Source organism: Streptomyces sp. NPDC127190 (genome assembly GCF_042672505.1).
Taxonomy (GTDB): domain Bacteria; phylum Actinomycetota; class Actinomycetes; order Streptomycetales; family Streptomycetaceae; genus Streptomyces.
Window position 1 is genome coordinate 72,619 of sequence record NZ_JBHXVE010000022.1, and the last position, 14,182, is coordinate 86,800.

At 71.8% G+C, this 14,182-nt stretch carries 12 protein-coding genes and 1 pseudogene; 5 read left to right on the forward strand and 8 right to left on the reverse strand.

What is annotated here, in order from left to right:
• Positions 1 to 19: 19 nt before the first annotated feature.
• From ACFVIU_RS28905 to ACFVIU_RS28915, 3 genes are read right to left on the reverse strand one after another with little or no spacing between them, the layout of a single operon-like run.
• Complete coding sequence (locus ACFVIU_RS28905; RefSeq protein ID WP_385846075.1) at positions 20 to 769, reverse strand: succinate dehydrogenase/fumarate reductase iron-sulfur subunit; 750 nt, start codon at positions 767 to 769, stop codon at positions 20 to 22.
• Positions 766 to 2,715, reverse strand: coding sequence for a fumarate reductase/succinate dehydrogenase flavoprotein subunit (locus ACFVIU_RS28910; protein ID WP_385846077.1), 1,950 nt, complete (start codon positions 2,713 to 2,715; stop codon positions 766 to 768). The genes ACFVIU_RS28905 and ACFVIU_RS28910 overlap by 4 nt, the downstream gene beginning before the upstream one ends.
• Position 2,716: 1 nt before the next feature.
• Positions 2,717 to 3,388 carry a succinate dehydrogenase gene (locus tag ACFVIU_RS28915; protein WP_385846136.1) on the reverse strand — a complete coding sequence of 224 codons (672 nt, stop codon included), beginning with the start codon at positions 3,386 to 3,388 and terminating at the stop codon, positions 2,717 to 2,719.
• Positions 3,389 to 3,508: 120 nt separating this feature from the next.
• On the opposite strand from ACFVIU_RS28915, the gene ACFVIU_RS28920 reads away from it, so the two are divergent.
• A complete protein-coding gene (locus tag ACFVIU_RS28920; RefSeq protein WP_385846079.1) occupies positions 3,509 to 4,393 on the forward strand; it encodes a LysR family transcriptional regulator in 885 nt (294 codons plus the stop codon).
• Between the two features lie 15 nt (positions 4,394 to 4,408).
• Here the strand turns inward: ACFVIU_RS28920 and ACFVIU_RS28925 are convergent, their stop codons facing one another.
• The 4 genes from ACFVIU_RS28925 to ACFVIU_RS28940 all read right to left on the reverse strand — a co-directional run bounded on the left by ACFVIU_RS28925 (position 4,409) and on the right by ACFVIU_RS28940 (position 9,871).
• Complete coding sequence (locus ACFVIU_RS28925) at positions 4,409 to 5,680, reverse strand: protein kinase (protein ID WP_385846080.1); 1,272 nt, start codon at positions 5,678 to 5,680, stop codon at positions 4,409 to 4,411.
• A gap of 24 nt (positions 5,681 to 5,704) precedes the next feature.
• Positions 5,705 to 7,849, reverse strand: a complete 2,145-nt coding sequence (locus ACFVIU_RS28930; RefSeq protein WP_385846081.1) for a putative bifunctional diguanylate cyclase/phosphodiesterase — start codon at positions 7,847 to 7,849, stop codon at positions 5,705 to 5,707.
• Positions 7,846 to 8,658, reverse strand: a complete 813-nt coding sequence (locus ACFVIU_RS28935; protein WP_385846082.1) for an SAM-dependent methyltransferase — start codon at positions 8,656 to 8,658, stop codon at positions 7,846 to 7,848. The genes ACFVIU_RS28930 and ACFVIU_RS28935 overlap by 4 nt, the downstream gene beginning before the upstream one ends.
• 253 nt (positions 8,659 to 8,911) lie before the next feature.
• Complete coding sequence (locus tag ACFVIU_RS28940) at positions 8,912 to 9,871, reverse strand: SCO0930 family lipoprotein (RefSeq protein WP_385846137.1); 960 nt, start codon at positions 9,869 to 9,871, stop codon at positions 8,912 to 8,914.
• 708 nt (positions 9,872 to 10,579) lie between these two features.
• Here ACFVIU_RS28940 and ACFVIU_RS28945 point away from each other — a divergent pair.
• The 3 genes from ACFVIU_RS28945 to ACFVIU_RS28955 all read left to right on the forward strand — a co-directional run bounded on the left by ACFVIU_RS28945 (position 10,580) and on the right by ACFVIU_RS28955 (position 12,236).
• Positions 10,580 to 10,708, forward strand: coding sequence for a hypothetical protein (locus tag ACFVIU_RS28945; protein ID WP_385846083.1), 129 nt, complete (start codon positions 10,580 to 10,582; stop codon positions 10,706 to 10,708).
• A 33-nt stretch (positions 10,709 to 10,741) separates the two neighbouring features.
• Entirely contained in the window at positions 10,742 to 11,506 is a 765-nt protein-coding gene (locus ACFVIU_RS28950) for a DUF4239 domain-containing protein (protein ID WP_385846085.1), read from the forward strand.
• A gap of 172 nt (positions 11,507 to 11,678) precedes the next feature.
• Entirely contained in the window at positions 11,679 to 12,236 is a 558-nt protein-coding gene (locus ACFVIU_RS28955) for a hypothetical protein (protein WP_385846086.1), read from the forward strand.
• Between the two features lie 52 nt (positions 12,237 to 12,288).
• On the opposite strand, the gene ACFVIU_RS28960 is transcribed toward ACFVIU_RS28955, so the two are convergent.
• Positions 12,289 to 13,122: a hypothetical protein gene (locus ACFVIU_RS28960; protein ID WP_385846087.1), complete on the reverse strand. Its 834-nt coding sequence runs from the start codon at positions 13,120 to 13,122 to the stop codon at positions 12,289 to 12,291.
• A gap of 332 nt (positions 13,123 to 13,454) precedes the next feature.
• Between ACFVIU_RS28960 and ACFVIU_RS28965 the strand changes: the two are divergent.
• Positions 13,455 to 14,096, forward strand: a pseudogene (locus ACFVIU_RS28965) (class F sortase); the annotation flags it as partial.
• Between the last annotated feature and the right edge of the window lie 86 nt (positions 14,097 to 14,182).

The following is a 14,182-nucleotide window of genomic DNA, read 5'->3' on the forward strand; positions in this document are numbered from 1 at the left end:
CGACTGCAAGCGTCCCGCGCTACCGCTTGCCGACCTTCCGGGTGGCCCGCAGCCACTCCTTGTTCATGCTGGTGATGGAGACCAGCGGGATGCCCTTGGGGCACGCGGTCGCGCACTCACCGGCCAGCGTGCACCCGCCGAAGCCCTCGGCGTCCATCTGCGACACCATGTCCAGCACCCGCGTCTCCCGCTCGGGCGCCCCCTGCGGCAGCACGTTCAGGTGGTTGATCTTCGCGGAGGTGAACAGCATCGCCGCGCCGTTCGGGCACGCGGCCACGCAGGCCCCGCACCCGATGCACTCCGCGTGCTCGAACGCGAAGTCGGCGTCGGCCTTGGGCACCGGCGTGGCATGCGCCTCGGGCGCGGAGCCGGTCGGTGCGGTGATGTAGCCGCCGGCCTGGATGATCCGGTCGAACGCCGACCGGTCGACCACCAGGTCCTTGATCACCGGGAACGCGGCGGCCCGCCACGGCTCGATGTCGATCGTGTCGCCGTCCTTGAAGGACCGCATGTGCAGCTGGCAGGTGGTGGTGCGCTCGGGGCCGTGCGCGTCACCGTTGATCACCAGCGAACAGGCGCCGCAGATGCCCTCGCGGCAGTCGTGGTCGAAGGCGACCGGGTCCTCGCCGGACAGGATGAGCTGTTCGTTGAGGAGGTCCAGCATCTCCAGGAAGGACATGTCGGACGAGATGCCGTCCACCTCGTAAGTGGACATCGCTCCTTCGGCGTCGGCGTTCTTCTGCCGCCAGACGCGCAGGGTGAGCTTCATGCGTAGCTCCGCTGGGTGGGGTGGACGTACTCGAAGACCAGGTCTTCCTTGTGCAGGACGGGGGCGGCACCCGTGTCGGTGAACTCCCAGGCCGCCGCGTAGCCGAACTCGTCGTCCTTGCGGGCCGCCTCGCCGTCCGGGGTCTGGGACTCCTCGCGGAAGTGGCCGCCGCAGGACTCGCTGCGGTGCAGCGCGTCGAGGCACATCAGCTCGGCGAGTTCGAGGTAGTCGACGATCCGGTTGGCCTTCTCCAGCGACTGGTTGAACTCCTCGCCGGTGCCGGGGACCTTGATGCGCTGCCAGAACTCCTCGCGGATCTGCGGGATCCGCTGGAGCGCCTTGCGCAGCCCGGCGTCGGTGCGCGCCATGCCGCAGAACTCCCACATGAGTTCACCGATCTCGCGGTGGAAGGAGTCGGGGGTGCGGTCGCCGTCCACCGCGAGCAGCCGCTGGATGCGGTCCTCGGTCTCGGTGAGCACCTCCCGCACGGCGGGGTGGTCGTCGGTCACGGCCTCCTGGTGCGGGTTGCGGGCCAGGTAGTCGTTGATGGTGGCGGGCAGCACGAAGTAGCCGTCGGCGAGGCCCTGCATCAGCGCCGAGGCGCCGAGCCGGTTGGCGCCGTGGTCGGAGAAGTTGGCCTCGCCGATCGCGAACAGGCCCGGGACGGTGGTCTGGAGGTCGTAGTCGACCCACAGCCCGCCCATCGTGTAGTGCACGGCCGGGTAGATCCGCATCGGCACCCGGTACGGATCCTCGTCGGTGATCCGCTGGTACATGTCGAAGAGGTTGCCGTACTTGGCCTCGACGGCCTTGCGGCCCATGCGCTTGATGGCGTCGGCGAAGTCCAGGTAGACACCCTGCCCGCCGGGGCCGACCCCGCGTCCCTCGTCGCAGACGTTCTTCGCGGCGCGGGAGGCGATGTCACGCGGCACGAGGTTGCCGAAGGACGGGTAGATGCGCTCCAGGTAGTAGTCGCGCTCGTCCTCGGGGATCTCGTTCGGCGGCCGGTTGTCGCCCTCGGCCTTGGGCACCCAGATACGGCCGTCGTTGCGCAGCGACTCGCTCATCAGGGTCAGCTTGGACTGGTGGTCGCCGGTGCGCGGGATGCAGGTCGGGTGGATCTGGGTGAAGCAGGGGTTGGCGAAGTAGGCGCCGCGCCGGTGCGCCCGCCAGATGGCGGTCGCGTTGGAGTTCATGGCGTTCGTCGACAGGTAGAACACGTTGCCGTAGCCGCCGCTGGCCAGCACCACGGCGTCCGCGAAGTACGTGTCGATCTTCCCGGTGATCAGGTCCCGGGCCACGATGCCGCGCGCCCGCCCGTCCACGACGATCAGGTCCAGCATCTCGGTGCGCGCGTGCAGCTCCACGTTGCCGGCCGCGATCTGCCGGGACAGCGCCTGGTAGGCGCCGAGGAGCAGCTGCTGGCCCGTCTGGCCGCGGGCGTAGAAGGTGCGGGAGACCTGGACACCGCCGAAGGAGCGGGTGTCGAGCAGACCGCCGTACTCCCGGGCGAAGGGCACGCCCTGCGCCACGCACTGGTCGATGATCTCGACGGAGATCTGTGCGAGCCGGTGGACGTTGGACTCGCGGGCGCGGAAGTCGCCGCCCTTGACGGTGTCGTAGAACAGCCGGTGGATCGAGTCGCCGTCGTTGCGGTAGTTCTTCGCCGCGTTGATGCCGCCCTGGGCGGCGATGGAGTGGGCACGGCGCGGGGAGTCCTGGTAGCAGAACTGGACGACGTGGTAGCCCTGTTCGGCGAGGGTCGCGCCCGCGGAGCCGCCGGCGAGTCCGGTGCCGACGACGATGATCGTGTGCTTGCGCCGGTTGGCCGGGTTGACGAGCTTGGCCTCGAAGCGGCGCTTGTCCCAGCGCTCGTGGATCGGGCCGGACGGGGCCTTGGTGTCGGTGACCGGCTCGCCCGTCGTGTAGTTCACGTATTCGGTCATGTCAGCTCACCACTCCGGTCATGACGCCCACCGGTACGGCGATGAAGCCGGCCGTGAGCAGCAACGCGAGGACGTTCGCGACGATCTTCAGGGCGCGGTCCCGGGCGCGGCTGCCGACGCCGAGGGTCTGGGCGGCGCTCCAGAAGCCGTGCCGGATGTGCAGTCCGAGCGCGAGCATCGCGACGATGTAGATGACGTTGCCGTACCAGGTGGAGAAGGTGTCCACGACGTTCTGGTACGGGTGGCCCTCCTGGAAGCCGCCGGAGTGCACGGTGCCGGTGGTGAGGTCCAGGATGTGCCAGACGACGAACAGGCCGAGGATGACCCCGCCCCAGCGCATGGTGCGGGTCGCGTAGCTCGCCCGGGGCCGTGCATGCACGTACTTGCTGGGCCGTGCCTTGACGTCACGGCGGCTGAGCTGGTACGCGGACGTGGCGTGGGCCACCACGGCGACGACCAGGACGATCCGGATGAGCCAGAGCGTCCACTCGTAGTGCATGAAGGGTTCGCCGATGGTGCGCAGCCAGTGGGCGTAGTGGTTGAACTCGCCCGCCCCGAAGTAGATCTTCAGGTTCCCGATCATGTGCGCGACCAGGTAGAGCAGCATGATCAGGCCGCTGACGGCCATCACCGTCTTCTTGCCGACGGAGGAGTCCCACAGTGTGCGCGCCATGGACGGCCGTCGGTCCGTCCGCGTTGCCAGAGCCATGGAACAGCACGCTAGGGCCGAACGGCCTTATCAGTCCAAGAGATGCACCAGCTTGTTTCCATAGGGAGAGGCTATCGTGGCTGCATGCAGCTCCAGCAGCTCCAGTACTTCGTCGCCGTGGCCGAGACCCGGCACTTCACCCGTGCCGCCGAACTGACCCATGTCGCCCAGCCGTCACTCTCCCAACAGATCAGGGCGCTGGAGCGGGAGCTGGGCGCGGATCTGTTCCTGCGGGCCCGGGGCAACATCACGCTCACCGACGCGGGAGAGGCGCTGCTGCCGCTCGCCCGCCGCATTCTGGCCGACGCGGACACGGCCCGGCACGAGGTGCAGGAGCTGGTGCAGCTGCGGCGCGGCCGGGTGCGGCTCGGGGCGACGCCCAGCCTCTGCACCGGCCTGCTGCCGGACGTGCTGCGGGCCTTCCACGACCGCTACCCGGGCATCCGGCTGCTGATCGAGGAGGGCGGCTCGCACGACCTGGTACGGGAGCTGGCGCGCGGCGCGCTCGATCTCGCCCTGGTCGTCCTGCCGCTGCCGACCCCCGCACCCGCGCTGTCGACGGTGGAGCTGCTGCGCGAGGAGCTGGTGGTGGTGTCCTCCCCCGAGGTGCCGGCGCCCGGTCGCGGCAGACGGGCGGTGAGCATCGCCGATCTGGAGACCGAGCGCCTGGTGATGTTCCGGCACGGCTACGACCTGCGCGAACTCACCGTGGCCGCGTGCCGCTCCGCCGGGTTCGAGCCGGAGTTCGCGGTGGAGGGCGGCGAGATGGACGCGGTGCTGGGCTTCGCCCGGGCGGGGCTCGGCGTGGCGGTCGTACCGCGGATGGTCGCCACGCGGTCCGGGCAGGGCCTGCGGGTGACACCGCTCGCCCGCCCGGGACTGCACCGGACCATCGCGCTGGCCCACCGCAGCGATGTGGCCCCGCCCCGGGCGGCCCAGGAACTCCAGCGCATGCTCCTGGAACGCTGACCGGGGCATGCGGCCCTAGCGGTGCCTGCCCTGGTACAGGTGGGCGTTCACGCGGACCTGGAGGAAGCGGTTGACGAGGCCGAGGCCGATGCCGACGGGGATCGCCGTGTACCAGGGCACCAGCAGCAGGCACAGCACCAGCGCGACCGAGCCGACGGCCAGGGGCACGGCGACGGAGGGGGGCGCGGCCGGCGCAACGGTCACGGGCGGGGTGCGCGGCGCCTGGGCGGGAACGGGTGGGGTGCGCGGTGGCCGGGGCAGCGGGGCGGGGATCGTGGGTGCGGGCGGGGTGTCGTACGGGGTAGGGCCCTCCAGGGGGCCGGCGGCCGTCGCCGTGGCCGTGGGGTCCGGGGACGCGGCGACGGCGCGGGCGCGCACATCGGCCTGGGCGCCGGCCGGCTGCGCGCTGCGCCCTCGCGGGGGTGCGGTGAGTGCCGTCAGACGGGTGCGGACCTCCGCCGCGGTCGCGGGGCGGGCGGCGGGGTCCTTGGCCAGCAGGTCGAGGATCAGCTGTTCCAGGGCGGGCGGCAGTCCGGGCCGCAGCCGGCCGGGCGGCTGGGGCGGCTCCTCGATGTGCTTGAGCAGCAGCGAGTGCCAGGCGCCGGCCTGGAAAGGGGGCCGTCCGGTGACGAGTTCGTAGAGGATGCAGCCGAGCGAGTACAGGTCGGTGCGGGCGTCCACCGGGACGTCCCCGCGGGCCTGCTCCGGCGACATGTAGGCGGGCGTGCCCACGATCTGGCCGGTGACGGTGAGCGTGGTCGTCGCGCCGGGCCCCTCCAGCAGGCGGGCGATGCCGAAGTCCAGCACCTTCACCTGGCGGTCCGCGGGGTCCTCGCCCTCGTCGCCGGTGACGAGCACATTGCCCGGCTTCATGTCCCGGTGCACCACCCCGGCGGCATGGGCGGTGCCCAGCGCCCGGCACATCTGGCCGGCCCAGCGCAGCGTGTCGGCCGTCGAGGGCAGCCCCTCGCTGATCACCCCGGCCAGCGAGCGGCCCCGCACCAGCTCCATGACCAGGTACGGCACCTCCTCACCCGGGTCCCGGCGGGCCATGCCCAGCTCGTGGACGGTGACGATGTGCGGGCTGGACAGCCGGGCGGCGGCCCGGGCCTCCCGTACGAACCGGGCGGCGAGGCTCGGGTCCCGCTCGGCGGTGAGCACGGTGAGCAGCTTGACCGCCACCTCGCGGTGCAGATGCCCGTCGTGCGCCCGCCACACCTCGCCCATGCCGCCCGCGCCGATCCGCTCCGTCAGCCGGTAGCGCCCGTCCAACAGCCCCTGAGGCACGCTCTTCCCCCCACTCGCCCCATGTCAGCCCGTCGCGTCCACCAGTGCCAGCTGGTGCAGGCGCTCCGGTGGGCCGGGGCGAGCGTAGTACCAGCCCTGGGCCGTGTCGCAGCCCAGTATCCGCAACTGCTCGGCCTGCGCGCCGGTTTCCACTCCCTCGACGGTGACGGCGAGATCGAGGCTGTGGGCCAGCGAGACGATCCCCTCGACGATCTTGAGGTCGACGGGGTCGGCCGGGAACTGCTGCATGCCCTGGGTGAAGGAGCGGTCCAGTTTCAGGATGCTCACCGGCAGCCGGCGCAGGTTGGCGAGGTTCGAGTAGCCGGTGCCGAAGTCGTCCAGGGCGATGTCCACGCCCATCTCGGCCAGCCGGCGCAGCGGTTTGAGCAGGTCGTCGTCGGCGCCGATCAGGGCCGACTCGGTGACCTCCAGACACAGGGCGTCCGGGGTGACCCCCGCGCGTTCGAGGATGTCCACCGTGTCCTGGACGAGACCGGGATGGCTGAGCTGGCAGGGCGAGAGATTGACGTTGATGCGCAGCGGTCCGGCGCTGGTCTGCTCGCCGTAGCGTTCGCGCCACTCGCGGGCCTGGCGGACCGACTCCTGGAGGACCCAGCGGCCCAGCGGCACGATCAGGCCGGTGTGCTCGGCGAGCGGGATGAACCGGTCCGGGCCGAGGACGCCGTGCTGCGGATGCAGCCAGCGCACCAGGGCCTCGGCGCCGCGCACGCTGCCGTCGCCGAGGTGGACGAGCGGCTGGTACTCGATGAAGAACTCGCCGCGCTCCAGGGCCGTCGGCAGGGCGGTGGTGAGGCCGTGCCGGGTGATGGCGCGGGCGTCGGCCTCGGGGTCGGCCAGCTCGAAGCGGTTGCCGCCCGCCGACTTCGCCCGGTACATGGTGATGTCCGCGCTGCGCAGGACCTCCGCCGCCGTGCGCTCGCCCGCCGGGCCCTCGACGATGCCGAGGCTGCCGCGCACCAGCAGGTCCCGGCCGTCGATGCTGATCGGGGTGACCAGCGCGTTCATGATCCGCTCGGCCAGTTCGTCCACCGAGCGCTCGGTGCCGGGGCCGGTGGTCAGGGCGACGAACTCGTCGCCGCCGAGCCGGGCGACCATCTCGCCGGGCGCGGTCGCGCAGGACTGGAGCCGGTCGGCGACCTCCACCAGCAGCCGGTCGCCGGCCGCGTGGCCGAGGCTGTCGTTGATGGTCTTGAAGCCGTCCAGGTCGAGATAGCACAGGCCGAAGCGCTGGCCCTCGCCCGCGTTGAGGACCTTCTCCAGACGCTCGAAGAACAGGGTGCGGTTGGGCAGTCCGGTCAGGGCGTCGTGGGTGGCCTCGTAGCGCAGCCGGAGGTTGAGCAGCCGCCGCTCGGTGGTGTCCTCCATGAGGGCGAGCTGGTACTGCGGCCTGCCGTCGGCGTCGCGCAGCAGGGAGACCGTCAGGTTGGTCCACAGGACCGTGCCGTCCTGGCGGTTGAACGCCTTCTCCAGGTGGTAGTGCTCGCGTTCGCCGTTGACCAGTTCGTCGTAGAGCTTCCAGGTCTGCGGGGCGTCCTCGGGGTGCGTCCAGTCCTGCACCCGGCGGCCGCGCAGCGACTGGTCGGTGAGCCCGAACATGCGCAGCAGCGCCTCGTTGACCTGGAGGACGTTGCCGTCGAGGTCGGCGATGCCGATCCCTATCGCGGCGCCCTCGAAGACCGCGCGGAAGCGGGCCTCGCTGGCGTGCAGCGCCTGGGCCACCACGCCCTGCGCCTGCAACGCGGCCTGGGCGATGGCCTCCTGCTCGGCGAGGGTGCGGCGGCGCAGCGCCTGGGCGTAGCCGGCGGCCATCGCGTGCTGCAACCGCGAGGAGCGCATGCGCAGTTCCTCCTGCGGGCCGTCCTCGCCGCAGTAGAGCACCAGGTACGCGTCGACGCAGTCCAGGGTGCGGTTCAGCGTCTCGGGGTCGGTGCAGTGCGCCTCGACCAGGGCGGCGCCGACCGCCTTGGCCCCGTCCGCGTCGAAGCTGCGGGCCAGCAGCAGCTCGCTCAGCCGGCGGGCGAGCGGAAGCAGTTGCTCCTCGAATTCCACGCGTGTGAGTGACGTCGAGGTCACCGGGTAGAGCGCCCGGCTCCAGATCGTCGTCAGCCGGCGCAGTCTGTCCTCCGGCCCGTCCGGTTCCGCGCTCACGCCGAACGCCCCACGCCGGCGAACCCGGAGAAGGCATACGGATCCTCGTCCTCCGGCGCCGAATCCGGGCGCCAGTGCGGCATCGGCACCAGTCCGGGTTCCACCATGTCGTACCCCTCGAAGAACCGCGCGATCTCCTCGCGCGAGCGCATGATCAGCGGGTTGCGAATGTCCTTGTATACGTCCACCGCGCCCTCGGCCCGATCAGCCGGCACCGGGATTCCCTCGTACGAGGCATGGGTGAGCACCAGCAGGCTGCCGGGGGCGAGCGCGTCGCGCAGCTCGGCGACCGCAGCGTAGGGGTCGTCCGCGTCTTCCACGAAGTGCAGTATGGCAACGAGCAGCAGGGCCACTGGTCGGTTCAGGTCGATCAGCCGCTGTACCTCGGGGCTGTCGAGGATCTCCTTGGGGCCCAGCAGATCGGCGGCGACCACGTCCGCGTCGGGGTTGCCCGCGAGCACGGCCCGGCTGTGCTCGACGGCCACCGGGTCGTGGTCCACGTACACGACATGGGCTCCGGGTACGGCCGCCTGCGCCACCTCGTGGACATTGCCGAAGGTGGGGATGCCGGAGCCGATGTCGAGGAACTGGGTGATGCCCTCGGCGGCCGCGAACCGCACCGCCCGGCGCATGAACGCCCGGTTGGCCTGCATGATCTTGGGCAGGCCCGGCATGAACTCCAGCGCCCTGCGGGCCGCTTCCCGGTCGACCTCGAAGTTGTGCGAACCGCCCAGGTAGTAGTCGTAGATCCGCGAGACGCTCGGCACCGAGATGTCGATGCTCCGTGGGGCCCAGGCGGGACGCTCCATGTATCTCTCCAAGGCGTGGACAACAGTCGTAGGCGATCCGGTGTTCGAGCAGAGGCTACTGATCGCCCGCGAAAGGAGCGACCTGAACCGGAAATTGACCGTCCGTTCCCGGTCACTGCCTGCGGCAAGTGCCCGGACGACCCCGTTGCGTGAAGGTTCCGGAACGCAGCGGTCCGCCCCCTCCGTGCGGTGCGGAGGGGGCGGACCTTCGGCCGGGTGCCGGGCGGGCGGGTGATCGACCCGGGGAGGTGATCTACTTGCCCGGCGCGCCGACCGGCTTGCCGTCGGGCGAGACGGCGTACCAGGTGCCGCCCACGCCCTGACCGTTGATGTCGCCGGGGGTCTTGTCCCCGGAGAAGGTGTAGACGGGCCAGCAGTTGACGGTCATCTGCTTCACTCCGTCGGGACGGGTGAAGCCCATCAGGCCCTTCTTCTTGACGCCCTTGGTGTCGTCGGCGCTCACGACGCCGACGGCCGGCCACTTCTCCAGGCAGGCGCCGGTGCAGTGGGAGACGGGCTTCGGCCAGGCCTGGTCCTTCAGGAAGCGGTAGACCGTCATGCCGTTCCTGTCGACGACGATGTCACCGAGCTTGGCGTCCTTGCGGACGGACAGACCGGGCAGCTCGGACAGGGATGCCTTCTTGCCGTCGGGTGCGAGGGCGAACCACTTGCCGCCCACGCCCTGGCCCTTCACATCACCGGCCTTGGCGTCCTTGGCGTAACGGTAGGCGGGCCAGCCGGCGATGGTGAGCTGCTTGCTGCCGTCGGCGCGGGTGACCTCGCCGAGCAGCGCCTTGTCGATGCCGGCACCGGCGGTGGCGTCGTCGGCGGGCACCGGGGGCCAGGTGGTGGCGCAGTCCCCGGAGCAGTTGGACTTGGGCGGGTTGGCGGTGTCCTCGTCGAAGCGGTACAGGGTCATGCCGGCGCCGTCGGTCACCACCTTGCCCAGCTCGGCGTTGGTGGCCGCGGTCAGCTTGCCCGCCGGGGCGCCGGGGGCGGCCGAGCCGGAACTCTGGTTGCCGTCGGCGCCGTAGCCGTTGCCCGTGCCGGTGCCGGTGCCCGCGCTGCCGTAGTCGCCCGCCGCGGCCGTGGCGCCCACGTTCTGGGCGGAGGACGCGGGAGCGGAGGCGTTGTCCTGACCGCACGCCGTCGTCAGCGCCAGCACCGCCGCGGCCGCGGCCCCCAGTGAGGCGGTCCGCCAGGAGGTCTTCATCGTCAACTCCACATCATCGCCTGGATGTTGCAGCGCCTTGCCGCGCCGCCGCACGGACATGGGTACGCGGCGCGGGGGCCGGAGCGTTCAACGGGAGACGGAATTTCTTGCCGGAACCTGGGACGCCGGTCAAACCTCAGGGTGCCCGTTGTCCCTCTTTCGGATCAATCTGGGCGCGCTCCGGCGTGCGACGGTGCTCCGCGCCCCATGATCTTCGTCGTGCCTGGACCCGAAACGACCCGATGCGCGCCCGCCACACGGGTGTTGACCCTCTTGACACTGACCTGGACCCTGGTGGGCTGCCCGGTCGGCAGCGCGTCGGCCGACGCGTGTGCGTACGCCTCGACGGGACCGGACGGCACCGTGGCGGTGGCCTGGGCCGGCGGCCGGCACTGGCCGACTCCCCCGCCCTGCCCCGCGCCCACCCCGCCCCCGTGCCCGCCCACGCCGACCCCCACCCCCACACCGACCCCCACGCCCACTCCCACGCCCACCCCGCCCCCCACGCCGAAGCCACCGCCCCCGCCGAAGCCGAAGCCGAAGCCGACACCCAGGCCCCGGCCGAAGCCACCCGCCCCGGCGCCGCCCGCACCCCGGCCGACCCCCACCCCCACGCCCACACCCACCCCGCCCCCCGCACCGAAGCCACCGCCCCCGCCCCCGCCGAAGCCGAAGCCCAGGCCCACCCCGCGGCCCTCGGTGACCCCGGTGAGCTACCCGGCGTACCACCCGCACCCGGTCGCCCACTCCGCACCCGGCCACACCACGCCGGTCACCTACGTCCTGCTCATCACCGTCCCGGCGATCGTCGCCGTCGCGGCCCTGCGGCCGCGCTGACCCGCCGGCCCGCCCCACCCCCGGAGGTATCCGTTGTCGGATTGGCTTGTTCTCGTCCTCGCGATGCTGGCCGCCTGTGCCGTGGTGGTCGTCGTGACCGTCCTACGGCACAAGCGCGCCCCCGAGGACGAGGACCCCAGCGAGACCCCGGACGTCATCGAGTACATGACCATGTGGATCGGGGTCGTGTACGCGATCGTCCTGGGCCTGGCCATCGCGGGGGTGTGGGAGGCCCGCAACTCCGCCCAGGACTATGTGCAGAGCGAGGCCCAGGCGCTGCACGAGATCTCGGAACGGGTCCGGGTCTACCCGCCGGACGTCCGCGACCGCGTCCGGGCCGACGTCGACGCCTATGTCGGCTATGTGGTGCGCACCGAGTGGCCGGCGATGTCACGCGAGGAGCAGGTCACCGGCCGCGGCTCCGAACTGCTCCAGAAGGTCCGCCAGGACGTCACCGACTACCAGCCGAAGAACGACTTCGAGGCGCAGGCCTACCAGCCGCTGCTGGACCAGATGACCGCCGCCGACCAGGCGCGCAACGCCCGCGCCGACTCCACCGGGGCGACCATGCCGCCGGTGGTGTGGTGGGGGCTGCTCACCGGCGCGGTGATCACCGTCGGCATGGTGTTCGCACTCCAGATCCGGCGCACCAAGCGGGAGCTGGTGCTGGCCGGGTTGTTCTCCGCGACCATCGCCTTCATGCTGTTCCTCATCTGGGACTTCGACGCGCCGTTCAGCCGGGGCATCGCGGTGACCGCGGAACCGTTCCTCAATCTGTTCCCGTCCGTCACCGGGTAGCCCCCCGGCCGCAGCAGTGTTTTCACCCTGACGGCGGACACCCGTCCCCCGTTCGCGTTACTGCGATCGCGCGGGTGTACGGATGTTTCTAGCGTTCCGCTCATCGAGGTGCACATCTCGCGCCTGGCGGAAGAAGGTCCGCGGCTGCTCCTCGGGGACCGGAGGAAACACCATGCGCGCGATACGCCTCGCGTCGGCCGCACTGCTGGGCCTCGGCGCCCTCGCCGTGTGCGCGCCGGCGGTCATGGCCGGCGACGACCACGATGTCACACCGTTCGGCTTCCGGATCACACCGACCACGGTGGCCGCGGGCGAGACGGTGAGCCTGCGGTTCGACCGGGACGGCAGTGGCTGCCGGGGCACCGCCACGGTGTCCTCCGGGATCTTCGACACCGTGCGGATTCCGCCGGGGCGCTCCTCGGCGACCGCCGTGGTCGACCGGGGCGCCCGGCCGGCGACCGCGTACTCGGTCACGTTCGAGTGTGACGGGACGCGGGGCAGCACGGACCTCACCATCGGCGGCGGCCGCGACGACGGCTACCAGCGGCCCGGGCAGAGCGAGCCGGTCGACCCGGTCGATCCGGTGCAGCGCGGGGTGCGGGCCGGCACCGGCGGCAGCATCGGCGGGTTCGACCCGGGGCGGATCGCCCTGGGCGCGGCCCTGATCACCGGCTCGGCGGCCGCGGCCTACCACTTCACCCACCGCCGGTCCACGGGGCACGGCGGCTGACCGGCCGCACCGGCTGCGGGTGGGCGGACCGCAGCCGCACCGGACGGACGGCTCAGAGGCCTCGCTCGCCGCGGCGGCGCAGCCAGAAGAACGCCCCGCCGATCAGCGCCGTGCCCACCAGACCGCCGCCGATGGCCATGTCGGCCGGGGTGGCGCCGGTGGTCGTACCGCCGCCGACACCGCCGTGCACCCCGCCGATGACGGTGAAGGCCGCCGGGCGGGTCAGGCTCCGGCCGTCGCAGCGGACCGTCAGGTCGTACCGGCCGGGGCGGGCGTCCCGGTCGATGGTGGCGATCGCCCGCGCCGTGTCGTCGCGGAACGGCGACAGCGGGGCGGTGCCGAAGGCGCGGGAGAAGATGCTGCCGCCGCGGCAGCCGCCCACGGTGACCGTGAGCCGGCCTCCGGCAGCGATCACGCTGGGGGTGGCCGCGATGTTCCGCGGGCCGCCGTCGTCCCGTCCGCCGCCCCAGTTGTCGTTCCGGTCGCCCCAGTTGTCGTCCCGGTCGCCGTCGCCGCGGTTGTTGTCACCCCGGTTGCCGTCACCCCGGTTGCCGTCGCCGCGATTGCCGTCGCCCCGGTTGTTGTCACCCCGGTTGCCGTCGCCCCGCCCCCCGAAGTCGTCCCCGCGGCCCCGCCCGCCGAAGTCGTCGCCCCGGCCGCGGCCCCCGAAGTCGTCCCCCCGTCCCGGGTCGCGGAAGGGGCCGGTGCCGTTGAAGTGGCCGTTGAAGGTGCCGCTGAAGCTGCTGCCGGTGTCGGGTCCGATGTTGGTGTTGTTGTTGGACGGGCCGCCCCCGTTGCCCATGCCGTCCGCGACGGCCACAGGGGCGGCGAGCCCGAGCACGGCGGCCGCGGCGACCGCGGCCGCCAGGGCACGTTGGTTTCGCATGTGATCCTCCGCGGGAGGCCGGCCGGGTCCCGTACCCGGTCGATCGGCGAGAAAGCACCTCCCGGGAAGACCCTCGGGCGCGCGGAACACGCCCGCATGTCGAGAATGGTCCGTCCTGGTGATACGCCACACCGTGCGGAAAGCACACAATCGGATATTCTCGCAGGTCACGGACCGTCAGAAATTTCCTGCGAACGGCAACTCGGATGGCGCACCGGAGATACTCCGGGCCACCCGTTCGCCGGTCGACCCGTCGCCCGTCGCGCGCGCGGGACTTAGCGTTTTCCCATGCGCGACGACGGGGCGCATGCCGCGTCGAGAGGGGATGGCGAATGTCTGCGACCGAGCTGTCCGAGCTTGCCGAAGAGGAGGAGCGGCGGAGGAAGCGCGCCCCGTGGGGCGTGATAGCGCTTGTTCTGCTGACCGGTCTGGCGCTCATTCGGAATGGTTCGGGGGAGTTCGATGTCGGCCCGCCGCAGCCGGCCTCGGCCGCGGCTCCGGACAGCCGCGGCACCGCGGACCTGCTCGGTGGCGCGCCCGCCCCGCTGCCGTTCTCCGCGGTGGACCGGGTGCGGATCCCGGCGATCCGGGTGGACGCCCCGGTGATGCCGGTCGGCCTGGACCCGGACGGCTGGGTCGGCGCTCCGCCGCCGGAGGACCCCAATCTGGCCGGCTGGTTCACCGGCGCGGTCTCCCCCGGCGAGAAGGGCACCGCCGTCGTGGTCGGCCATGTCGACAACAAGCAGGGGCCGGCGGTGTTCTACGGACTCGGGGCGCTGAAGAAGGGAAACCGGGTCGAGATTCTGCGCCATGACGGAAAGACCGCGGTGTTCGAGGTCTATGGAATCGAGGTCTTCGAGAAGAGCCATTTCCCCGGGGACCGGGTGTACGGCTCGAAGGGCGACCCGGAGCTCCGGGTCATCACCTGCGGAGGCGGCTTTTCGAAGCAGAACGGCTACGACGGGAATGTCGTGGGGGGGGGGGGCGCGCGCGCGGGGGGGGGGGCGGGGGGGGGGGGCGGACGCCGCGGGGCGGCGCGGCGCTCGGTCTCGGTCGCCCG